Source organism: Bryobacter aggregatus MPL3 (assembly GCF_000702445.1).
Classification (GTDB): domain Bacteria; phylum Acidobacteriota; class Terriglobia; order Bryobacterales; family Bryobacteraceae; genus Bryobacter; species Bryobacter aggregatus.
In genome coordinates this window covers 903101-925315 of sequence record NZ_JNIF01000004.1, presented here as the reverse complement: position 1 = coordinate 925315, position 22215 = coordinate 903101, and the positions used below count along the sequence as shown (strand labels likewise).

Here is a 22215-nt window from a genome sequence, read left to right as displayed (position 1 = left end):
GTTGAATCTGCAATGCGTAGCTCCTTGCATCGTCTTCTTTTTCTTTGCCACTTGGCATGGGTCGCCAGCGCTGCCGACTTTGTGACCGACATTCACCCGATCCTGGCCGCGCGCTGCCTGTCCTGCCATGCTGGTCCGAAGGCCCAGGCGGGTCTCGATCTCACAACGCGCGAGAATGCATTGCGCGTGCTGTCGCCCGGCAATCCGGCGCAGAGCGCACTGCTTGCGCGCGTGGAAGGCCGAGAAGGCCGTCTGATGCCCCCAGTGGGCAAGCCGCTCGAGCCCAAGCAGATCGAAGCGCTGCGAGACTGGATCGCTCAGGGCGCGACATGGGCCGACACCAAACAGAGCGCCCCAAGCACTTGGGTGGCGCCGCTAGCCCCGCGCGCCGTCGCTCTGCCCTCTGGCAGCGGCAATCCCGTCGATCGCTTTCTCCCCGCTCCGCCGAAAGGAATCGCGACTGACGCGGTTTTCGCCAGGCGCGCCTATCTGGACCTCTGGGGTATCAGCCCGTCCGCGCAGAGTCTGCAAAGCTTTGTATCCAGTACCGATCCGCAGAAGCGGGAACGCCTGATCGAAAACCTGCTCTCCGAGGAGAAGCTCTATTCCGGACACTGGATCAGTTGGTGGAATGACCTTCTGCGCAATGACATTGGCGTTGTCTATCACGGCGAACGCAAGGCGATTACGCCCTGGCTGGAAGCGGCTCTGCGCAACAATATGCCTTATGACGAGATGGTGCGCGAGCTCTTGAATCCGATTGGCGCGGACTCTCCAGAAGGCTTTCTCATTGGGGTGAACTGGCGCGGGGATGTGAATGCGAGCCAAACTCCCTACATGCAGGCCTCGCAAAACACAGCGCAGGTCTTTCTCGGCATCAATCTGAAGTGCGCCAGTTGCCACGACAGCTTCATCAATAAGTACAAGCTGAAGGAAGCCTATGGCTTGGCCGCAATGTTCTCCAACGAAGCGAAGCTCGAAGTGGTTCGTTGCGATAACAAAACCGGGGTCTTCCAGGAACCGCAGTTCCTTTGGCCGGAACTCGGCACCATTCCCGCCGGCGCCAGCCCGAGTGAACGCCGTTACTGGGCGGCCAAACTCTTTACCAGTCCACAGAATGGCCGCCTGGCGAGAACCATCGTCAATCGCTATTGGCAGAAGCTGATGGGCAAAGGACTGGTGGAGCCAGTCGACGACATGGATGCCAAACCCTCCAATCCCGATCTCCTCGATTGGCTGGCCTCCGACTTCGCACAACACAACTACGACCTGAAGTATCTGCTCCGCCTCCTCATGAGTTCCGCCGCCTACCAGCGTGCTGACGCACAGCCGCGCCGGATGAGCGCCGAGCAACTTGTAGATACGCTGAGCGCGCTTACTGGGGAGTGGCGCGCCGTCCAGAGCAACAATTCCGACCGGGCGATTCTCGGACGGGATTGGCAGCACAAGAGCAGCCCCTTAGACCGTGCTCTGGGCCGTCCGATTCGAGATCAGGTCTACACGACGCGCAACGAAGAAGCCACCACCTTTCAAGGGCTGGAGTTATCGAACGGAACGACACTGGCCGCGATGATCCATCGGGGCGTCATGCATCTCCTCGGGGAACTTCCTCCCTCACCGGACAATCTCTACGACTCGCGCGCCGTACGCGGCGGCGAGCTGAACGTGGAGGTGAGCATCCAAGGGCTCAAGCAAGTGTGGCTTCTCACCGAAGACGCGGGAACCTTCGATCCGGAAAAAGCCGTGGTCGGCTGGAAGGACATCACCCTCCGGGGCAAGAACGGAAGCAAAATCCTGCAGCAGGGTGCGGTGCCGGCGAAGATTGGCAGCCGCATGGTGTTTGAGCTGGAACCAGGCTATGACACTCTGCAGGCCAAGGTCTGGGTGAGCGATGCCTCGAAGGCCAGCGATATCAACGCCAGCGTTCGCTTCTTTGTCTTCGGAGCCGAGCCCGATCGCACACGCCTCGTCAAAGTTTCTGGCTATTCCCCCTGGCCTGCGCCGCCCACACTCCGTACCAGCGATGCGGCGATCGACTACTTCTGGCGCAACCTTCTTGGTCGCGCACCGTCTGCTGCAGAGAGGAGTCAGGCGATGCAACTCTTTCCCCAAGGTAAGCTCCAGCGGGAAGGAGCAGAAGATCTTCTATGGAGCCTAATGATGCACCCGGAGTTCCAATTCATATGGTGAATCGTCGTGACTGGCTGAAAGCCGCCACCTTAGCTGCCTTTGCACAAGGCGAAGCGAAATTGATTGCTGCCCCCCCGGTCGCAGCAAAAGCAGACTCGATGATTCTGCTCTGGATGGCCGGAGGAATGGCGCAAACAGAGACTTTCGATCCGAAGCTCTACACTCCATTCCAGCCGGGTCTTCGAAGTGAAAAAGTGCTCTCGACCTTCCCGTCGATTCCCACTGTTCTCGATGGGGTCCGCCTCTCCCAGGGGCTGGAGCGGACTGCGAAGATTCTCGATCGCGGAGTGCTCTTACGCTCACACAGGGTTGGCGACCTGGGTTTCATCCTTCACTCCCGGCACCAGTACCATTGGCATACCGGCTATGAACCGCCACAAAGTGTTGCGGTGCCGCACATGGGCTCTTTCATCAGCCGCACCCTCGGGCCGAAGAATCCGGACATTCCAGCTTTCATCGACATTGGACAGAATCTCGAAATTGGCGGCGAAAGCGACAGTCTGAAGGCGTTTCATACGGCGGGCTTCCTGGGAGGCGAGCATTCGCCGTTCTTCATCACAGATCCCAAGGATGCTGTCGCCTCCACGCGGCCGAGCGAGTTCCTGGGCATGTCGCGCTTTGAGAATCGCTACAAGTTTTATAAGGAACTGGTGGCCAAATCCCCGCTCCAACAGAACGGTGGCGCCTTTCAAAAGGAGAGCCTCGCACGCAGTTTCGAGAATTCTCATCGGCTTCTCACCTCTCCAGCAGCCAAGGCCTTCGATCTGAGTCTGGAGAAACCGGAAGTGGCGGCCAAGTACGGCGACACCCGCTTTGGCCAGGGCTGCCTGCTCGCCAGACGGCTGGTCGAGGCAGGTGCTCGATTCATCGAAGTCACAACGGAATACATTCCCTTCCGCTTCTGGGACACACACGAAAACGGACACTCCCGTGCGGAAGGCATGAAGCAGACCATTGATGGTCCGCTCTCGCAGTTGATTCTCGATCTCGAAGAGCGCGGTCTCCTGGACCGCACGCTCGTCGTTCTCGCCACCGAGTTTGGCCGCGACATGATGATGGAAGGCAAGCCCGGACAACTCGTCAAAAATCAGGTCACGGTGCCCGATGTGATGACCGAACCCAAGCACTACGGGATGCACCGTCATTTTACAGAAGCATCCAGTGTTTTGCTCTTTGGCGGCGGAGTGGCCAAGGGCAAGGTCTACGGCGAAACTGCGCCGGAAAGACCCTGCCGCATTGTCAAAGATCCCGTTACCATCACCGACCTGCACGCCACGATCTACAGCCTGATGGGCATTGCTCCTGACACGGCCTATGAAGTGGAGAAGCGGCCGGTTTATGCCACCAAAGATGGGAAGGGCAAAGTCGTGACAGGTCTCCTCGCCTAGGCGGAATTCCGGGCCCGCAGCGGGGGACCGACAAACTTGAGGCCATGCTTGGAGAAGACCGGAATCACCTGGTTGAGATCTGGTGGCTTACCGGCCGGCGCTGCAGTCTCAAGGTCTGCAAAGAAGTCGTCCAGGCCCCCCGGAAAGCTGGCGACCACCATGCGGGAGCCGTGGCTCCCAACGTTGCGGAAGGTGTGGGGTACATCACGCGGCGAAAAGAGGGCATCTCCTGCTTTCGCAAAGATCTGCATTCCATCAATGAGAAATTCATACTCTCCATCGAGGATGTAGAAGAATTCTTCTTCGCGGCCATGGCTGTGTTCCGGTGGGCCTCCCATCGGATGGGTCAGGTTTTCGAGCACCGACATCCGGCCTTCGCTATCAGCCCGTGAAACCAACACGTCCATCTCATCGCCAACCACATCCAGCTTTCGTCCGATCCGGCTCTCGCCCGGTTGGAGAACAAAGGCCTCGCGTCCCTGCAGGACCGGACCCGTCGTTGTCACCGTATCGTGCGCCAGCGGCGGAGCGATGTAGACAAGATTGTGTTTCTCATACAACTTGAGGAACTCCTGCGTCTCCGGCAACTCTCCTGGAACCACCAGCGTGCACAGGTCGCGAAAGAAGAGGTCGAGTCCACCAGGAGCGGAAATTGTCAAAAGGCGTCCCGGCTCCGTCCCGATATTCTGGAAGGTGTGCGCGATCCGGCGCGGTCCGAAGACACTGCCGCCTTCTCCGACAATCGTTTCCTGGCCGCCGACAACAAATCGGTATTGGCCTTTCAGGACATAGAACCACTCGTCGTCGTAACGATGCAGGTGTACGGGAGGCCCAAAGTTCGGCGGGGTGACCACTTCGCAAACCGCGTAGGCGCCGTTGCTGTCAGCCGTAGAGAGCTTCACCTGGACTCGGGCATCCCATTGCGATTGCGGCCACCGGCACTCGCCGGATCTGGTGACAAATGCGGATGTTGTAGTAGCAGTCATGTCCTATACGCGTAGGGATCGACGAAAAGTGGCTCACGGAATCGCGGAGATTGATGCTAAACTAGCGATTTGTGTCCGTCTCAACACGGGCGCAAACATTGTGCCAAGAGAGGAGGTGAAGAGAAATGGCTGAAATTCTTTTACAAGACGGTGAGACCCTGGAAGCGGCACTGCGTCGCTTTAAGCGCAAAGTGCAACAGGAAGACATCATTAAAGAAATCAAGAAGCATTCCTTCTACCTCAAGCCCGGCGAGAAGAAGCGCGTCAAGCAAGCGCTCGCCCGGAAACGCAACCGCAAAAAGCGGCGCGGAGACATGGAATAGTTTCTCATCGATTTTTGAACCAAATTTAAGGCCACCGTCGCTAGACGAGTGGCCTTAAACTTTTCATCAAGGAGGTAGCTCCAATGCCACCACCGCCAATCGCTGAAACTGCGCCCCGGCTGAGTCCGCGTGACATGGTCAACCGTTTTCGCCGTCTTCTTGTTCCTCAGGTTATGCGTGGCAGTGGAGACACGCTCCTGTGTGTACCCAGCGGAATCCCCTTCGAGTTGAACAACTATCTCTGCAACAACGCCCAGTTTGGGGGCGCTGTCGAAGCACTGAAGCTGAAGGACCAACTCCTGAACATCACCTGGGGCTCTGGCGCGCATCCCCCCAAGCTCCGGTCTCTTTTCAATATTTCGGGCATCGACCTTGTCAACGTCTTTACCGGCAAGGGCACCCCAGCGCAAATGGAGAGCGTTCTCTCTTATCTCGACTTTGTGATTCGCGAAAAACCGCAGGCGCTACAACGGAGCTTTCCGAAATTGGTGGCGCAAGGGATCACCCTGATGCAGGACATGGCGGAACGTGGCAAAGTGCTGATCGGGCTGGATTGCAATGGTTTCGTGGGCAACTGGCAAATGGCTGCCGGATATCTCCGTTGTACGCCGAACGATTCGATTCAGTGGTGGCCGAATAAACGGGTACGCCAATCCCTCGCGGACATTCATAGCTACGATGTAGCCGCCTTTGCGAATCACATGCACATCGTTGCGCTCCATCGTGTCTACGAGGAGGGTGGAAAGAAGTACGCGGATATCGCACAATCGACAGGACGCCAGGGTTCCACAGGCGGGCCGCAATTCTCACAGGCGCATGAGATCCGGGCAACCAACCAAAACGGAATCTTTGTCATTCGCCCCTCTAGCGCAGGCTTCAATCCCGTCGTATTCGGTACGGAAAAGCAAGTGCGGATTCTCGCGACCGGCTTCAACTCGATGTAGCTACTCAATTGTCATCTTGATGATTTCCAGACGGCGCTTGGGGGTCTCGCCATCGACCTCTTCTTTTTCGAAGGCTGCAATCGTCTCCAGCCCTTCGATCACGCGGCCGAAAGCAGCGTAGTTCTTATTGAGATGAGGTGAGGGTGCCAGCACCACAAAGAAAGATGTTGTCGCTGAATTCGGATCGTCAGTACGTGCCATCGAAAGGATGCCGCGCTCGTGCAACACCGGGGCAGAGAACTCGCCCTTCAAGGACCGCACCCAACGGTCCGCCGGATGCGCCTGGTTGCCTTGCCGCATGCCTTCACTACCAGCCTGCACTACAAATCCTTTTGAGATCCGGTGGATCGCGGTGCCTTCGTACCAACCGCTCGCAGCCAACTTGAGGAAGTTGCGCACTGTTTCCGGAGCCCATTCCGGCTCCATCGCCACACGTAAAGGGCCGAGCGTCGTATCGATCCGAATCGTCTTTTTCATCTCCGCCACCGTGGCAGTCAGATAAGGCTCCACCTTCTTTTTCTCGATATGGATCCGCACAATCCGCACCGGCTTCTTCACCAGCCCGCCCTCTTCCGCCGCAACACTTGAGATCTTCTCGACCACATCGAAGCCTTCTGTGACGCGTCCAAAGGCGGAGTACTTGCCATCTAAAGCCGGCTGCGCGGCCAGGCACACAAAGAACTGCGCTCCGTCGCTATCGGGAGTGTTGGGAATGCTGACGGTGGAGACAACGCCTCGTTCATGCTTCAGATCACTGAACTCGTTCTTCTGCAGCTTCAAGCCACCAGAGCCCCAGAGAGCCTTCGGCGTCTTGGGGTCCTTCAGCAAGGGATCGCCCCCCTGGATCAACGAATAGGCGAAGACCCGATGGAAGGCGCTTCCGTCGTAATAGCCCTTACGCACCAGGCCGAGAAAGAAGTCGACATGCTTCGGAGCCTTGTCAGGAGCAAATTCGATTCGAAAACTGCCGAGCTCTGTCTCGACTACTGCCTCGACCTCATTCGGGTTCTGAGCGAAGATCGCCATTCCACAAAGCAGACTCCACCCCATCAATCGCATCCACATTCCCTCATCCTAACCCTAACCATGAGATCCGGCTCCTTGGCTGGCAATTCACGACAGAATATATATTATCAGAAGCACTAAACTCTGCCATCGCCCGGATTCATATTGGCAAGTCCAACGGACCGCGCCATAATAGACAGTACGTGCACCCGTAGCTCAGGTGGATAGAGCATCTGCCTTCTAAGCAGAGGGTCGCTGGTTCGAGTCCAGCCGGGCGCACCACTTCTTTCTCATGCTTCCCTTCTTCCTCCTTCTCCTCAGCGCCGCGCAGTGGACCAGTCTTTTTGACGGCAAGACGCTCCAGGGTTGGGTCAAGGAAGGAACGGCGAACTTCCGCGTCGTCGATGGCGCAATCACCGTCGATCAGGGCCAGTACACCTGGCTGCGCAGCGAGAAAACCTATCGTGACTACGAACTCAAGCTGGAGTTCAAAACCACGACCGACGGAAATAGTGGGGTCTTTCTACGGAGTGCAGCAGAAGGCCTGCCGCACATCACCGGCTACGAACTGCAGATCTTCGACCAGCGTCCCACATTTGCGACCGGCGCCATTGTCGACGTCGCCGCTCCCAATCCTCCCGTGTTCATCAAGCACAACGAGTGGAATCAATTCGAAGTCCGGCACGTCGGGCCGCGCATCCTCGTGAAGTTGAATGGGAAACAGGTTCTCGACTGCCAGGATTCCAAGTCGTTGAGCGGTCACATTGGACTGCAGTTCAACCCTGGCAAGCCGGTTTCTTTCCGGAAAATCGAGATCCGCAACCTCTAGAGATACGCTGAGGGGCACAAGTACGCGCCCCCCAGCTCATCAGCAAACTATGGCAGGTACTTCTTGAGGTCCGGATTCACGAGTTCTTTGATTTCCGGTGTATCGACGTTTTGCGCTGTTACCAGCTTCGGTTCCAGGTTCTGAATTTTTTCAACCGGCTTCCCTGCTAATTGATTCACCGCAGCGATCACGCTCTCATAACCCATTTTGAAGGGCTGCTGGACAACCAGCGAATCGATGATGCCTTTACGCAGATCCTCAATCAGCGGTGCCGACGAATCGAAGCCAACCATCTTGATCTTGCCACCGCGACTCCGCAGACACTGCGCAGCGCCCGCGGCGCTCGACTCATTGGAAGCGAAGAGGCCGGTCGCTCCCGGGTGGGCTGTCAGCATATTCTCCGTCACCGCCAGACTCTTTGCATAGTCCGCCATGCCGTAGCGTTTGTCGAGGATCTTAATCCCCGGAAACTTCTTCGCAAGCGTCTCCTCAAAACCCGATTCGCGGGCCATCGTCGAGGCCGCGCCAGGCTGTACGGCGACAATCACCACCTCACCCTTGCCACCCAGAATCTCGCCCATGCGGTCGGCAGCCATCGCGCCAGCGGCATAGTTATCCGTCGCGATCTGACTGACAAACTTGTCCGTATCGATGGGCGAATCAAAGATGATCACCGGAATCTTCTGCGCTGCGGCCCGCTCTACAACGCTGACCATGGCCTTCTTGTCGATCGGCGCCAGACAGATGGCATCGACACGGCGGTTGATCATCGAATCCACAATCTGGAGCTGTGCGTTGAAATCGGTTTCGGTAGCAGGACCATTCCACGAAATCTCGACGGCAGTCTCGCGCGATGCCGCGATGGCTCCCGCCTGGACACTCTGCCAGAACAAATGAGCCCGCCCCTTGGGTACTACACCAATGATGCGCTTCTTTTCGCCACCACAGCCGGTCTCCCATAGGAGGCCGGCCGCCCCGAGGCCCAGGGCGCTCATTGCGTTTCGTCTTGATGTCATGTCTTGATCCTTATTGTGGGAACGCCGTCGGAGGCACTAGCTTCGATTGCCAGCCTTCGCCACTGAGCGCTTTCAGAAATTCTACAAGGTCTTTCTTTTGCGCAGCCGTCAGCTTGAGAGGCTTGATGCGTTCATCGAGATTCTTATTGGCGATTCCGCCCTTGTCGTAATACTCGACAACATCTTCCAGAGTTGCCAAGCTACCGTCGTGCATATAGGGAGCAGTACGAGCGATCTCACGGAGAGTTGGCGTCTTGAAGGCGCCCCAATCCGCGGGATTCTTCGTAACGGCAAAGCGGCCTTCGTCTGGCGAGGCTTTGTCCATTCCAACTCCGAGGTTGTGATACGCGTTGGTCGTCAGGTTGATGCCTTCATGGCACTGGTCGCATTTCGCCTGCGTAAAATAGACGTCCATCCCGCGAATCTGGGCGGCAGTCATCGCCTTCTTGTTGCCAGCCTTATAACGATCGTAGGGAGAGTTGCCTGACAAGACAATCCGCTCATAGGTGGCAATGGCCTTGGTCACTTCGCTGAGACCAAACTCTTCTGAACCGAAAACCTCTTTGAAGCGGGCGCGGTACCCAGGAATGCCGCGCAGTGTGCTCACGACGACATCATGCGTGTTGCCCATTTCGATGGGGTTCGCCATTGGACCGGCAGCCTGCTCTTCGAGCGAAGCGGCCCGTCCATCCCAGAACTGATTCAGCGAATAAGCGCGATTGAATACAGTAGGCGCACTGCGGCCGCCCTTCTGGCCCCGGATGCCATCGCTCACAGCCTTCCCGTCGGTGAACCCGGCTTTGGGATCATGGCAAGTGGCGCAAGAGACGGTGCCATCGGCGCTAAGCCGCTTGTCGTAGTACAGCAAGCGCCCTAATTCACGCTTCGCAGGAGTGTAGGGATTGTCTTTCGGAAAACGAATGGGTAGCAGGCCGAGCGGCACTTCGAGTGCCGGGTCCTGCGCGAAGATGAGAACGGCTGGCGCAAGAAGCGCCAGCCGGGTAAAAATCGAAAGCCTCATAGTTGCTTACTTTTTCGTGAAACCGTGAACGTACACCGCATTGATGCCATTGTGGGCCCAAAGAGTCCCCGTGACTTCCATGATGTGTGCCGTATGATCGACCGCCGCAGAACGGAAATCCGTTAAACCATCACGGCGCAGATCATGTTCTTCTTCCATCAGCATGTAGAGCGAACCATTCTTCGTCAACAAGCCAATCGGCTGGCCATTCTTGAAGCACTTCTGCCCACAAGCACGATGCTTTTCGCCATGCTTGCCGATCTGCAGATAGCACGAAAAGTCCACAATCTCACCGGTCACCGTGATCGGCTTCGCGCCGGGGTTCGGCTTGCCGTCCACGGCTGCGCCGATCGTCGTCGCAGACCAGACTTCGCCTGCGGTCACGGCTTCCCCGAGCTTGCCCATCGGCTTTTCATAAGTGCCTCCGTCGGCAGCCACCGTCATTTGGGGTTGCAGGATTCCTGAGCCAGACTTCTTTGCCGGTGTCTGCGCCACAAGCATTGTTCCAATGAGACAAGCGGTCGCGCCGACGGCGACTCCCAACCATTGCATTTTCATAACCTGATTTTCTCCTCCTCCATCATATTCTTTCCTAGCCGCGAGTTGATGCAGCGGGAATCTTTCGCAATAAGTCTTCCATCTCTGCCCGGCTCTCGCTGCCAATCGTGAAGCAATCCGTCAATTGCTGCCCTAAATGCCACTGCAGGGCTTCATCCGCCTTGGTCCGCAGCTTGCCAGCGCCCAGAACCTTCATGCCAATGATTCCCTTCCCGGCCGCTTTCATTTCTTTGAGGACACCAGCCACCACTTCCGGCTTGTCGTCCATGGCGACACCGGCAGGATTGAAGCGCGCCAGATCCACCTCGACCCAGGGCGATTTCGCCGCTGTTTTCAATGCGCCGAGCGTGTGGCAACTGGTTCCCTTCGTTCGAATCCAGCCCTTCTCTTTCGCCTCACTCAGCACGTCCATGGCGCCTTTGTAGCGCTGGTCCCAATCGTCATCGATCATGCAATGCATCAGCACAATATCGATATAGTCCGTACCGATCTCGCGGCGGAAACGATCGAGGTCTGCCCGCATGTCTGCCGCCGTCAGCGCGCGGCTCTTGCTCATGATGGTGACCTTCTCGCGCGGGACGGTCTTCAGGGCCTCTTTGAGATGGGGATGGCTCCCGTACTGATCTGCGCTATCCCAAAAGAATACGCCCTGGTCCGCTGCCGCACGGAACAACTCCGATACACCATGGAAGCCGAGTTTCTTCGTCTGATTCGAACTGCCGCCTGTCCCGTTGGTGCCGGTGCCCATCGCGAGCCGCGACACAGGCACTTTTGCTGGCCCCAAAAGGATGCGGTCTTGCGCAGACTTGCGCGTGCCGGCATACAGATGATGTGGAAAACGGTCCAAGGCCATTAAGGCCGCACCCGCCTTGAGAAAGTGGCGGCGCTGCATGCGGTGGCATCCGGAATTCATGATCTTCGTCTGAGTCATTCCGACTCCCTTTCTAGCCCCCAAAAGGAAGAATAAGGATTGGGCTCGCGGCCCTGTGAGAAGACTATCATAAAGAGCATGTTTACAAGACGTCAGCTCTTCTTTGCGGCTCCTGCTTTTGCGGCAAAAGCAAGTCTGCGGGTTGCCACATTCGAGGCTGATGTGACACCACCCAAGGGCTCGCCGCTTTGCTACTCGCTTGTCGTACCCGCAGAGCGCGTAGAAGCGCCACTGCTGGCAAAAGGAATCGTCCTCTATCCATCCGGCCAGCAGCCCATTGTTCTTTGCGCCGTCGACTGGCTGGGCATTGGCAATGGATCGCATGAGCAGTGGCGGAAAACACTTGCCCGGGCAGCGCGCACCTCGCCAGACCGTGTGGCCGTACAAACCGTACACCAGCATGACGCGCCCGGCCATGACGAGAGCGCCTATGTCCACCTTCCCGCTGCCCGGCGCGAGATGCTGCTCAATCCAGCTGCATTTTGCCGCACGAGTATCGATCGTGTCGCGTCTGCGATTCGAAATGCCAAACCGGAAGCTGTCACGCACTGGGCCACAGGCCGTGCCGAAGTGGAGCGGATCGCCTCGAATCGCCGGATTCTTTCCCCTGATCAGAAGACATTCCTATTCCAACGCTTTACGGCATGCCGCGCGTCTGACTATTGCGATGCCCCGGTTGGCACCATCGATCCCATTCTGAAAACCGTGAGCTTTTATCAGAGCGAGCGGCGCATTGCGAGCCTCCACTACTATGCCGTGCACCCGATGTCGTACTACGGCAAAGGAGTCGTCAATCCGGATTTCGTCGGCATTGCACGGCAATCCTTACCCGGCTTCCATGTCTATTTCACGGGTGCGGCAGGCAATATTGGCGCCGGAAAGTACAATGATGGCGCCCCGGCCAATCGTCAAGTGCTTGCCGATCGTTTGTCCGCTGCCATGAAGGCAGCCCTCGCAAGCGAGCAGAAGCAAAACGATACGCGGCTCGAATGGCGAGTGGCTCCCGTACATCTCCCCCATCGCCAGGGAGAGGAGTTTCACGAAGCTTCCATCCGGCGTATCCTGGCAGACCCCAAAGCGGCAGATAAAGATCTGGCAAGTGCGGCACGCTACTTGGCCTGGTGGCAGCGATGCCAGTCCCTGGCCCCAAACATCCTCCTCCAGGCTCTCCGGCTCAATGGAGCCGCCATCCTACACATGCCCGGCGAACTCTTCATTGAATATCAGCTCGCCGCGCAGGCAGAGCGCAAGAGCGAGGCCGTGGCGGTTGCCGCCTATGGGGACTATGGGCCGATGTATATCGGCACCTCCGCCTCATACGCTCAGGGAGGGTACGAAACGGGCCCTGTATCGAGAGTGGGGGCCGATGTACAAGAAATTTTGCAATCTGGGGTGAAAACCTTAGTAAGCTAGGCTGAAGTTTCTCATACCTTAGGCCGATATTAAACCGTGAAGTTGGCTCAGCGGCTCCCTCGATCTTGAATGCAGTTGAAGTATGTAATCTCCATTCTTCTGTTCAGTGCGAGCACCCTCTCGTGCCAGTTCCCAGGACGCCCGATCGGCGCCCGTAAGGTGCTTCGGATGGGGTCCAACCAAAGCCCTCCATTCAATTATTGGGACGAAAAGGGCCAGCCGGCTGGCTTTGCGGTGGATGTCATCAATCGCGCGGCAGAAATTGCGGGATATCGCCTCGAATGGATTCATTCGGACTTGTCTCCGGACGATACACTGGCGCAGAAGAAGGCCGATTTCTGGCCCTTCGTGACAGTCTATGAGGAGCGCCGGGACGACTTCTACATGACCGATGCCTGGTGGCGCACCGCAACGATTCTATTCTTCCCCAAGCAACTTCAAATCAAATCGGCCGCAGACTTGGCGAATCGGTCCATTGCGCTCACTTCCCCCTCCAAACAATTTGTCCCGAAACTCCAATTGCCGGCATCAACCACTGTCAGAATTCAGGGAACGTCAGAAGAAACGTTTCTTGCCATGTGCCAGGGAAAAGTGGATGCTGCCTGGCTCGATTACCGGGTTGCCGACGGCGTGCTTCTGAACCGTCCGGAAGCCTGTCCATCAATGCAATTGGGTTCGCTTTTGCTCGAAGACACCGCACGCACCTTCTCCATCGGGGCAAGATTTGGATTCGAGAATGAGGCCAAGCGGCTGCGAGCCGCCATTGATGAAATGGGGGACTCCGGAGAAATCGTCACCATTGCCACCAACTGGAAGCTGTTGCACAAAACAGACTCGGCCTTCATTCTCTGGCTCAACCGGACCCAAGAAAAGAACACCCACCTCAGAGTGCTCTCCGGGGCCATCCTGGTGGTATTGGGCATCGCGATCTTCTTTCTCCAACGCATGTCCCAGGCGCGGAAGAATGCGGAACTCTCGGCGCGCGCTCGTAGCCAGTTTCTGGCCAATATGAGCCATGAGATCCGGACTCCGATGAATGGCATTCTCGGCATGATGGAGCTCACCCTCGATTCCGAGCTCTCGAGAGAACAGCGGGAGAATCTCTCGATGGCTCGGCACTCCGCGCGGGCGTTGCTTGAGATTCTCGACGACATCCTTGATTTCAGCCGCATCGAGAGCGGAAAGCTCTCGTTGGAATCGATTCCTTTCGATCTCCGGGAGGTGGCCAAGCGCTCTGTGCAGATTCTGAGCCTGGCCGCACATGAGAAAGGCCTTCATCTTGAGGTTCTGGCTGACGAGAAGCTGCCCGCCTGGCTCGCAGGGGATCCGGGACGCCTGCAGCAGGTGTTGGTCAATCTATTGGGGAATGCCGTCAAGTTCACCGCGATGGGCAAGGTTCTGCTCCGGCTCGAGGCGGAACCGCAAGAGAACGGCTACTGGAAGATCGCAATTGCCGTCATCGATTCTGGCGTTGGCATTCCGGTCGAGCAGCAGAATCGGATCTTTGACGCCTTTACCCAGGCAGACTCGTCAACCACACGCCGCTTTGGCGGCACGGGACTCGGGCTCGCAATCTCCACACAGCTCGTAAAAATGATGGGTGGAAAGCTCGAAGTCCATTCGAAATTGGGTGAAGGAAGTACCTTCTCGTTCGAGATCCAGTTGCACGAAGCGCAAGCCGCAGTCCCCACTCCCACCGGCAGCAGGCTGAGTCCATCGAGACCGCTATCGCTTCTGGTTGCAGAAGACAACGATGTCAATCGGACGCTACTCCATCGCATCCTCCAGAGAGCAGGTCATGAAGTCGAAACAGTGACCAACGGACTGCAGGCGCTTGAGGCACTGCAGAACCGTAGTTTCGATGTGGTTTTGATGGATATTCACATGCCGGAGATGGATGGGCTTGAAGCAACGCGGGCAGTTCGCGCACGGGAGAAAGCCTGTGGCAAGCACACCCCGATCGTGGCGCTTACCGCTCTGGCCTTAAAGGGAGACGCCGAGCGCTGTCTTGCCGCGGGAATGGATGCCTATCTGCCCAAGCCCTTGAACCGGAGCGATCTGTTCGCGCTGCTCGCCAAAATTGAGGCGGGTGCGGACGTAAAAGTGCCCTCCCCTTCCTGATTTCCGAAAATTCACCTTACACGAATCGATCGCACGCAATGTCACATACACTGTAACCATGTCGGACACCTACCTTCCCGATTTGGAGAAAGAATCCAACGCCGGCGGGCCATACGCCGCCAGCATCAAATCGATGCGCGCCGCCGGTCTTGAAGTACCCGGCATTCTTCACCTGCTGACCTTCAAGCCCAAGGCGACTGATCTGTTGAGCCAGTTCACGCAAGAGGTGATGCGTGGCAAGTCGCCACTCAGTCCCGCCTTTCGCGAACTGATCGCAACCATCACGAGCGAGGGCAACAAGTGCGAGTTCTCCCGTGATGCACACGCCCAGGCAGCGGCACTGCTCTTTGAGACAGAAGGCCGGGTTAAGTCTGGGAAGGGACAGGCCTTCTTAGGCGCGGTTCTGCAGGGCGACGCCAAGCTGACCGATGCGGAATGGGCACTCCTGGAATTTGTTGTCCAGGTGAATCTCGAGGCACAGGACGTCGAGGAAAAGGACATCCGGAAACTCCGGAAGGCTGGCTGGAGCGATGAAGCGCTTTACGACGCCATCACCGTCTGTTCTCTGACGAACTTCTACAATCGCTGGGTTGGAGCCGCGGGCGTTGCCTGGCAGAATGAAGAATCTTCCATATCAAGCGGCACACGTATTGCCAAGCGGGGCTACATCCCATAGCATCGAAGGGTCCTCATCATGCGACCCTTCTTTCTTACCCTCATTAGTGCCCTCGTCCTGTTTGCGCAGAAACCGGAGCCGGCTGCAGTTTTAAAAATGGCCGCCAAGCCGGCATCCCCAGAATTCCAGAAGAACCTCGAAGCGAGCTTCACCCCGCAGCAACTTGAGAAAGGAGAAGCCAGTCTAGCGGTTGGTCCGGATTCGCTCTACGCAATCAAGGCCGCGAAGCCCCCGCAGCTCTTCGTTGACGATCAACCCGCCGGCGCCATGAAGAAGGCCGGGGCCTACTATATCGGCACGGCAAAGATCGCGCCTTACACCTCCCATACCTACCACTACATGATCGATGGCAAACGCTTCGGCGGCCGCTTCGATGTCATTGCATTTGGACCCGAAGCCTATGAACAAGCCGGAGTGCCGCAAGGCAAGCTCAGCGAGAAGTTCACATCCAACAGCAAGATTTATGAAGGCATGGCCAGCGAATACTGGGTCTATGTCCCGGCCCAATACAATGCGGCGACGCCCGCGCCTGTCATGATTTGGCAGGATGGCCAGAACTACGCGAACCGTGCAGCGAACAACCGCGTCCTCATCCAGATCGACAACCTGGTTCACCAGAAGCGGATTCCGGCCGCGATTCACATCTTCATCGCGCCGGGCAAGGTTGGCGCCAAGGCAATGCGCAGCATCCTGTATGACACCTACACCGACAAGTACTCGCACTACCTGCTCGAGGAGATTCTCGCCGAGGTGAGCAGCAAGTGGAATCTGCGCAAGGACGGCTATTCGCGCGCGATCGCTGGAGAAAGTTCTGGAGCCATCTGCGCGTTCAATGCGGCTTGGTGGCGTCCGGAGGAGTTCACTCGTGTGTATTCCCGCATCGGCAGCTACACCAGTATCCAGTGGAAGCCGGGCGAACTGGATGGCGGCAACATCTATCCGTTCGCGATTCGGAAGATGCCCAAACGCAACATCCGCGCTTTCTTGAGCGACGGCAGCGAAGACATCGAGAACAATCACGGCTCCTGGCCGCTGCAGAATATCCAGATGGCAAACTCATTGAAGCTGCGCGAGTATGACTTCCGCTTTGTCTTCGGCACGGGCGCACACAGTACGGCGCAGGGCCACGCAGAAATCCCCATTGCCCTGCCCTGGATCTGGCGTGGCTATGACCCGGCAAAGACCAGCGAAGAGTTTGTGATGGATCCGGCGGAGAAAGAGAAGCCTTACTTCCGCGTAAAAGCTCTGAACCGCAACTAAAATAGAAACAGTGCCCATCGACGAACGCCAGTTTTACGCCGAATCGCAGACCACCAAACCTGCGTCTCTGAATTGCCCCTTTTGCCGGTCTGTCGAGACCTATGATTTGCGCTGGTTGTTGCGCAAGAAGCGGGATCGACTGCCCGGAAACGGGGATGACCGCGACCGGGCAAAATTCGCCAAGGCGCAAAGCTACATGGTGCTGCTCGACGATAAGGTGCCATGTAAGAAGTGCCGGCGCTCTTTTGAAATCTCGGGGGTTAAGACAACGGCTTTCGTCTAATCGCGAAGTTGTTTAACGCCCCTAGCCAAAGCATCCAGGCCGTGGCGCAAAGCAGGAGAATGAATTTCGATTGGCGGAATTCCAGATCGATCTGCGTTGCGCCCGGCTTTGTTGTTTGTAGCCACATTTGTCCGAGCCCATCCTCGTACAGATCGAGCGTTTGCCCGTTCGTAGAGGCATGCCAGCGCGGATCGTAGGCGATCTGGATGCTGATCGCATCTTCTGGACCTGGCGATGCTTCGATGCGCGCCCGGCTCGGGGTGAGCCAACGCAGATCGCCACCCTTGGATTGCGGGCCTTCGAGCGCATTGACATAGCGGAACAGCTCAGCCGTATCCAAGTAGCTGGTTGGTGGATGCACCACCAGCGCCGCGCCAGGAATGGCATGGGCTAGCGATTCGTTCCAGCGATTCAGCTTGAAGATCCTGTCAGAGCCCTCTTGCCACAGCACCGGCAATAGAGCATCGAACTGATGGGGATCGTACCAGATGCGATAAGCATTGGCGCTTTGCTCGTCACCCACTGCAACGTAATCAACTCCATAGGCCTTCAGCCAGGCACTGGTCAGCTTTCCATCGCCCTTATAAACCACGATCCCGTAGTCCGCCAGAAGGTGGAGCGGCAAGCGGGGGCCGTTTGCAAAACCACCACCAAACTGCGGCTGATCGTACTCGACTCCGGCAAAGTAGCGCGGCGATCCGCCGAAGTAGACCCGCGCTTCCGGGTCCTGATTCGCCATCCAGTTCGTGATCCGATGCTCCCAAGTCTCCTCGAGGCGCAGTGGCCGGATCGACGGGTCCAGTTGCCGCCCCTCGATTGCGCCGAAGACCAGCAGACCAGCGAGACCGGCGCCACCGATGATATTTCGATAGGGCAACATCCCCAGTACGACCGCCAGCAGCAATGCAAGAGCGAGATCCATCTCGAGGTGGTAGCGATGCGGCTGCGGCAGGAAGAAGTACTGGCCAAACTCCCAGCTCAGCGGGATCACAAGCATTGGGAAGGCAAAGGCCGCCACGATCGCCAGTGCGGGCCGCTGCCGCAGCTTGTAGGCGATGCCAATGCTCAGCAGAATGAGCCCGAGCAAGGCCAGGTAATGCCAACGGTCCATCACGAAGTGTCCCCCCGCAAGCGGGGCGTTGCGCCGGATGTCTGCGAGCAGAGCGGGCTGGAGCCATCGCAGCGACAACAGATAGGCCCACGCACCAATGGCCAAAGCCTGCGGCACACCGCGCCAGTTGCGGCCAGCCATGACAGCAAGAACGCCCCAGCCCAAGGCGAAGCCACCGATCAGATTGCTCAACGGAACCAGCGCACAAGCCAAGGCAGCCAGCGCCGCCCGTCTCCATCCGAAATCTTCAAGCGCCCAATCGAGAGCCAGCAGTGCAAAGGGCAACAGCGCGAGCGATACCAAATGTGGACCCTCGCCATAGAAAGAGAGTACGTGCAGCCGCTGGTTGGACCAGTATCCATGGAGGTCTGCCGTGATGCTCGGCATGAGCCAGGAGCAAGGAGACAACAGGCTATATGCCGCGGCAGCGCAAAGGCTGGGCCAGATGCTGCGCGTTAGACGCCGGGCCAGCAGGTAGACGCCCAGAGGCCCCAGGCAAAAGAAAAAGCCAGTCACCAGATGATAGGCCCGGCCCGCGCTGATCTTCGCAAGAACGGCGCTGATTGCGACCAAATAGGGGAGCAGCGGCTGATAGGTATTCTCAAACGGCACCCCAGCGTACCAATAGGGAAACCACTCCGCATCGCCATAGATCGTCGCGAATCCATGCACTCCAATGTAGCGAGCAAGAGTGAGATAAACCCACTCAATCGAGTGCCGCGCGTCGGTATATTCGAGGCCGAGCCACTGAAGGGCAACCCACGCATTCCCCAACAGGAGAAGCGCACCAGCGGCGATCGCCGCGCCTCGAATCGTCTATCTCCCGGAAGCCTGTATTTGCACCAGCGCCGCTTCCTTCTTCGGAAGATCCAACGGCTCCAGCGTCTGCTTGTCCCGCCAGGAATCCATCATCGAGGTTTGGTGTACACAACTGACGGTGCAATTCGGCGCGCAGCCCTTTTTCGTGTTGTACTCACGGCGCAGATCGGTCAACGTGTACTCGGAAATCGGAACGCCGGGATAGCCACGCTGCTGCGAGCAATAGTGAACCAGGCCGTCTTCGCAAACATAGATGTAGCGAGCACCGGCGCGGCACTTCCAGTCATTCGGGCGGCCATCGGCGATCGCATCCTGGAACTTGTTGAGACGGGCGTAGCTGCGCTTGGACAGATTGCGAATGCGATGGAACACATCGCGCTCCACTGCACCGAGAGGCCGCAATTGCCCACTGCCGTCGTGAATGATTCCAACCGTCGAACTCAGTTCGAGTTCGTGCGCGCGCTGCGCAATCACGTAAGCGTCTTCGGGGTTCTTGACACCGGCACCGACAACGCTGTTGATGTTGACATGGAACATCGCAAACTGGGCAAGCCACTGCAGTTTCTTGTCGAGCACCTTGAGGCTCTTCTTAGAAACTTCATCGGGCATGATGTTGTCGATGGAAATCTGAAGATGGTCGAGACCGGCGGCATTAAGCCGCTTGATGCGGTCTTCGACCAGGAGATAACCGTTCGTGATCATGCCGGCAATGGCGCCGGTCTTCTTGATCTCACGAATGATTTCATCCAGGTCTGGATGGAGCAACGGTTCGCCACCACTGATCGTGATGAGTGTTGTGCCCAACCTCCCCAGATGACGCACTCGCTCGAGCATCACCTCAGTAGGGACTGGCTTTGAAAAATCGTCGTACTCATTGCAGTAGCCGCAATCGATATTACAGCGGCGAATCGGCACGATGTGCGCTTGCACGATATGGTCTGTCGAGGCGAGACCCTTGGCAACTAGGCCGAGCTCCCGCAACATTCGCCTATAGGCGGCAAGTCGCCGTTGGACACGGAAAGTGAATGAAGGCATTGGCCGAATCTCTCATTGTACTTCAGCGAAGCTTGAGTTGAATTGGCTCTCTCTCGCCACTGTATTCCAACACCATCGACTTCACCTTTGCCGTCTTGCCTGGGAAGGAAAAGAAGAGATTTCCGGCGCGGGTTCCCATCAGCTTTCCTTCAGGAAGCGAACTCTCAACAGCCGCATCCCATCCCCGCAGAATCACATCGTTACTTGCGCTGCCAGGCGCCGGAACGCGGCCCGGCTTACCGGTATTGACATCGATATTGCCAACGCCCCCAGTCGATTCGAGACGGCGGCGCAGGGGGTCTGCAGCCGCGTTGCGCAAGCTAGCCGCCACAATGCCGGGGGGCGTAGGAGAGAGCCGTTGACGGTCGACGATGAGTTGAAAATCAGAGAGATTCAACTCCGCCGGAGCATCCTTCGGAGCAAAAATGCCCACTTCCACAACGATGAAGCGATCCGCATCAAAGAGCGCCGTTTTCTGGCGGACATTCTTGCCAGGAGACACGGCAGCAAAGCTGCGGCCCATGTACTCGGAGGCGATCTGAATCTGTCGCAGATCGGCATGCTGCGGGTAGTCTGTCGCCGCAGGCCGCGCTGGAATTCCACTTGGGACCACTTGCTTCTGACTGGGCTGTCCCCAGGCCGTAGCAAATGCCGTCACAATAAGAAATCTCCGTATGTTCCGCATTTTCTTCATCTTACTCCTCGAAGTTGTGCTAGCCAATGCGCAGAAACTGCCGTCTGCCGTACAGTCCATCCTCAAGCGTAACCCTCGTGTGCATTGGGGCATTCATGCGGTGCAACTGAAGACCGGCCGTGTTCTGGTCTCGATGAACGCCGACCAGTACTTTGTTCCCGCCTCAAACATGAAGCTGTTCTCCACCGCCTTTGCGCTCGAAACGCTCGGGACAGAACATCGCTTCACCACCCGGGTGCTCAGCGCCACCCCGATTGATACGCAGGGATCGCTTGCGGGAGATCTGATTCTGCAGGGAGGAGGAGATCCATCGCTCTCCTCCCGCCGCCATCCCTACCAGCAGGAGAATCCGTTTGCCGAAGACCGCCTGCTTCCCTTGCGGGAACTCGCACGGCAGTTGCGAGAGCGTGGAGTGCGATTCATCCGCGGCCAGATTGTCGGCGACGACTCGATGTACAAATTGGATCCGATCCCCAATGGATGGGCTGCCGATGATGGGGTCTTCGAGTACGGCGCGCCCGTATCGGCACTCAGCTTCAACGACAACATCTTTGGCCTGCGCGCAACCAGTGGCGCAACCCAGCTCTCTCCGGCTGTCGAGTATTTTTCTATCTTGAACGAACTCCGCAATGTGGAGACACTTCCACGAAAAGTGCTTGCCTCCCGGGCCGTTGGTTCGCGCGTCTTGCGTTTGAGTGGGAACATCCCACCCCGAGCAAAAGAGTATTCAAACGACTTCGCCGTCGATGAACCCGCGCTCTATGCCGCCACCGCGTTTCGCGAGGTGCTGCTTGAGGAAGGCATCCGGGTAGACGGAGAAGCCGTTGTCCGTCACCTTGCTCCCGCAACGCTGGAGAGCATCGAGTTGGCTCGTCGTGATTCCCCGCCCTTGCCGTTACTGCTGCAGGTGGTCGACAAAGTGAGCCAGAATCTGCACGCCGAGTTGGTGCTACGGGCTGCCACGCAGAAGCGGCCGCTGGCGAACTTCCTCCAGCAGACCGGTATTGCAGAGCAGGATACAAACTTCGAGGACGGCTCCGGAATGTCCCGCCTATCGCTGGTGACTCCAAAGGCCGTAGTGCAACTGCTGCGCTACATGTCACAACAAAAAAACTTCGAATTGTTTCGAAGCCTTCTGCCGGTGGGCGCGCAAGACGGCACATTGCGCAATCGTTTCGACAGGTCGCCCCAGGCCATCCGCATCCAGGCCAAGACCGGAAGCCTGACTCACATCTCTGCACTCGCTGGTTATGCCGACTCCAAGCGCCACGGCCCCATCGCATTTCAAGTGATCGCCAACAACTCCAACGCGCCTAGCCAAGAGGTCAGGGCCGCTATCGATCGAATCGCGTTAGCATTATTGCAGTAGCAACTATGCCGATTTACGAGTACTCTTGCGAAGATTGCGGATCACGTTTTGAAAAACTGATTCGCCGCCCCGCCGACCAGACTGAGTTGGCTTGTCCGAAGTGCACTTCCCAGCAGTTAACCCAGGAGTATTCGTCGTTTGCAGCGCGTGTACCCGAGGGTGGAAGTCGCCAGCCCGCAGCGGCTGGTGGATGTCCCGCTGGAATGTGTCAGTCCCCCGGACTTTGCGGACGTAATTGAAAGG

The 22215-nt window shown here is 57.6% G+C and carries 21 protein-coding genes and 1 tRNA gene; 13 read left to right on the top strand and 9 right to left on the bottom strand.

Annotated features, from left to right (window positions below):
- The first annotated feature begins 12 nt into the window (after window positions 1-12).
- A complete protein-coding gene (locus tag M017_RS0123700) occupies window positions 13-2190 on the top strand; it encodes a DUF1549 domain-containing protein (RefSeq protein WP_051670795.1) in 2178 nt (725 codons plus the stop codon).
- On the top strand, window positions 2184-3578 hold the full coding sequence (locus M017_RS0123695; protein WP_031500708.1) for a DUF1501 domain-containing protein: 1395 nt from the start codon (window positions 2184-2186) through the stop codon (window positions 3576-3578). The genes M017_RS0123700 and M017_RS0123695 overlap by 7 nt, the downstream gene beginning before the upstream one ends.
- Here the strand turns inward: M017_RS0123695 and M017_RS28260 are convergent.
- On the bottom strand, window positions 3575-4480 hold the full coding sequence (locus M017_RS28260) for a cupin domain-containing protein (RefSeq protein ID WP_051670794.1): 906 nt from the start codon (window positions 4478-4480) through the stop codon (window positions 3575-3577). The genes M017_RS0123695 and M017_RS28260 overlap by 4 nt on opposite strands.
- Window positions 4481-4689: 209 nt before the next feature.
- Here M017_RS28260 and rpsU point away from each other — a divergent pair, with 209 nt between their 5' ends.
- Together rpsU and M017_RS0123675 are read left to right on the top strand one after the other, a co-directional pair.
- Entirely contained in the window at window positions 4690-4887 is a 198-nt protein-coding gene (rpsU, locus tag M017_RS0123680; protein WP_031500707.1) for a 30S ribosomal protein S21, read from the top strand.
- 83 nt (window positions 4888-4970) lie between these two features.
- Entirely contained in the window at window positions 4971-5831 is an 861-nt protein-coding gene (locus M017_RS0123675; protein WP_155121592.1) for a hypothetical protein, read from the top strand.
- Here M017_RS0123675 and M017_RS28255 read toward each other — a convergent pair whose 3' ends face one another.
- The gene (locus tag M017_RS28255) at window positions 5832-6896 is read right to left on the bottom strand and encodes a peptidylprolyl isomerase (RefSeq protein WP_080508126.1); all 1065 of its coding nucleotides are present in this window, start codon (window positions 6894-6896) and stop codon (window positions 5832-5834) included.
- A gap of 145 nt (window positions 6897-7041) precedes the next feature.
- On the opposite strand from M017_RS28255, the gene M017_RS0123660 reads away from it, so the two are divergent.
- Window positions 7042-7118 (top strand) — tRNA-Arg (locus M017_RS0123660).
- Window positions 7119-7128: 10 nt separating this feature from the next.
- Window positions 7129-7665: a 3-keto-disaccharide hydrolase gene (locus M017_RS28940; protein WP_080508125.1), complete on the top strand. Its 537-nt coding sequence runs from the start codon at window positions 7129-7131 to the stop codon at window positions 7663-7665.
- 47 nt (window positions 7666-7712) lie between these two features.
- Here M017_RS28940 and M017_RS0123650 read toward each other — a convergent pair whose 3' ends face one another.
- From M017_RS0123650 to M017_RS0123635, 4 genes are read right to left on the bottom strand one after another with little or no spacing between them, the layout of a single operon-like run.
- Window positions 7713-8681, bottom strand: a complete 969-nt coding sequence (locus M017_RS0123650) for a substrate-binding domain-containing protein (RefSeq protein WP_080508124.1) — start codon at window positions 8679-8681, stop codon at window positions 7713-7715.
- 10 nt (window positions 8682-8691) lie between these two features.
- The gene (locus M017_RS0123645) at window positions 8692-9702 is read right to left on the bottom strand and encodes a cytochrome-c peroxidase (protein ID WP_035958804.1); all 1011 of its coding nucleotides are present in this window, start codon (window positions 9700-9702) and stop codon (window positions 8692-8694) included.
- Window positions 9703-9708: 6 nt separating this feature from the next.
- On the bottom strand, window positions 9709-10260 hold the full coding sequence (locus M017_RS27085) for a hypothetical protein (RefSeq protein ID WP_035958803.1): 552 nt from the start codon (window positions 10258-10260) through the stop codon (window positions 9709-9711).
- 34 nt (window positions 10261-10294) lie between these two features.
- On the bottom strand, window positions 10295-11191 hold the full coding sequence (locus M017_RS0123635; protein WP_202901715.1) for an aldo/keto reductase: 897 nt from the start codon (window positions 11189-11191) through the stop codon (window positions 10295-10297).
- 78 nt (window positions 11192-11269) lie between these two features.
- On the opposite strand from M017_RS0123635, the gene M017_RS0123630 reads away from it, so the two are divergent.
- The 5 genes from M017_RS0123630 to M017_RS0123605 all read left to right on the top strand — a co-directional run bounded on the left by M017_RS0123630 (window position 11270) and on the right by M017_RS0123605 (window position 16944).
- A complete protein-coding gene (locus M017_RS0123630) occupies window positions 11270-12604 on the top strand; it encodes a hypothetical protein (protein ID WP_051670791.1) in 1335 nt (444 codons plus the stop codon).
- Window positions 12605-12679: 75 nt separating this feature from the next.
- On the top strand, window positions 12680-14725 hold the full coding sequence (locus M017_RS28250) for a hybrid sensor histidine kinase/response regulator (RefSeq protein ID WP_162180031.1): 2046 nt from the start codon (window positions 12680-12682) through the stop codon (window positions 14723-14725).
- Between the two features lie 58 nt (window positions 14726-14783).
- Entirely contained in the window at window positions 14784-15401 is a 618-nt protein-coding gene (locus M017_RS29550; protein ID WP_155121591.1) for a carboxymuconolactone decarboxylase family protein, read from the top strand.
- An 18-nt stretch (window positions 15402-15419) separates the two neighbouring features.
- The gene (locus tag M017_RS0123610) at window positions 15420-16661 is read left to right on the top strand and encodes an alpha/beta hydrolase (protein ID WP_051670789.1); all 1242 of its coding nucleotides are present in this window, start codon (window positions 15420-15422) and stop codon (window positions 16659-16661) included.
- Window positions 16662-16671: 10 nt separating this feature from the next.
- Window positions 16672-16944, top strand: a complete 273-nt coding sequence (locus M017_RS0123605; RefSeq protein ID WP_238326026.1) for a hypothetical protein — start codon at window positions 16672-16674, stop codon at window positions 16942-16944.
- Here M017_RS0123605 and M017_RS0123600 read toward each other — a convergent pair.
- The 3 genes from M017_RS0123600 to M017_RS0123590 all read right to left on the bottom strand — a co-directional run bounded on the left by M017_RS0123600 (window position 16922) and on the right by M017_RS0123590 (window position 20567).
- A complete protein-coding gene (locus tag M017_RS0123600; protein WP_031500694.1) occupies window positions 16922-18829 on the bottom strand; it encodes a hypothetical protein in 1908 nt (635 codons plus the stop codon). The genes M017_RS0123605 and M017_RS0123600 overlap by 23 nt on opposite strands.
- 42 nt (window positions 18830-18871) lie before the next feature.
- Window positions 18872-19858, bottom strand: coding sequence for a radical SAM protein (locus M017_RS0123595; protein WP_238326025.1), 987 nt, complete (start codon window positions 19856-19858; stop codon window positions 18872-18874).
- A gap of 73 nt (window positions 19859-19931) precedes the next feature.
- On the bottom strand, window positions 19932-20567 hold the full coding sequence (locus M017_RS0123590; protein ID WP_031500692.1) for a hypothetical protein: 636 nt from the start codon (window positions 20565-20567) through the stop codon (window positions 19932-19934).
- A gap of 16 nt (window positions 20568-20583) precedes the next feature.
- Between M017_RS0123590 and dacB the strand changes: the two genes are divergently transcribed.
- On the top strand, window positions 20584-21972 hold the full coding sequence (dacB, locus tag M017_RS0123585; RefSeq protein ID WP_031500691.1) for a D-alanyl-D-alanine carboxypeptidase/D-alanyl-D-alanine endopeptidase: 1389 nt from the start codon (window positions 20584-20586) through the stop codon (window positions 21970-21972).
- A gap of 5 nt (window positions 21973-21977) precedes the next feature.
- Window positions 21978-22211 carry an FmdB family zinc ribbon protein gene (locus M017_RS28935; RefSeq protein ID WP_031500690.1) on the top strand — a complete coding sequence of 78 codons (234 nt, stop codon included), beginning with the start codon at window positions 21978-21980 and terminating at the stop codon, window positions 22209-22211.
- Window positions 22212-22215: the final 4 nt, after the last annotated feature.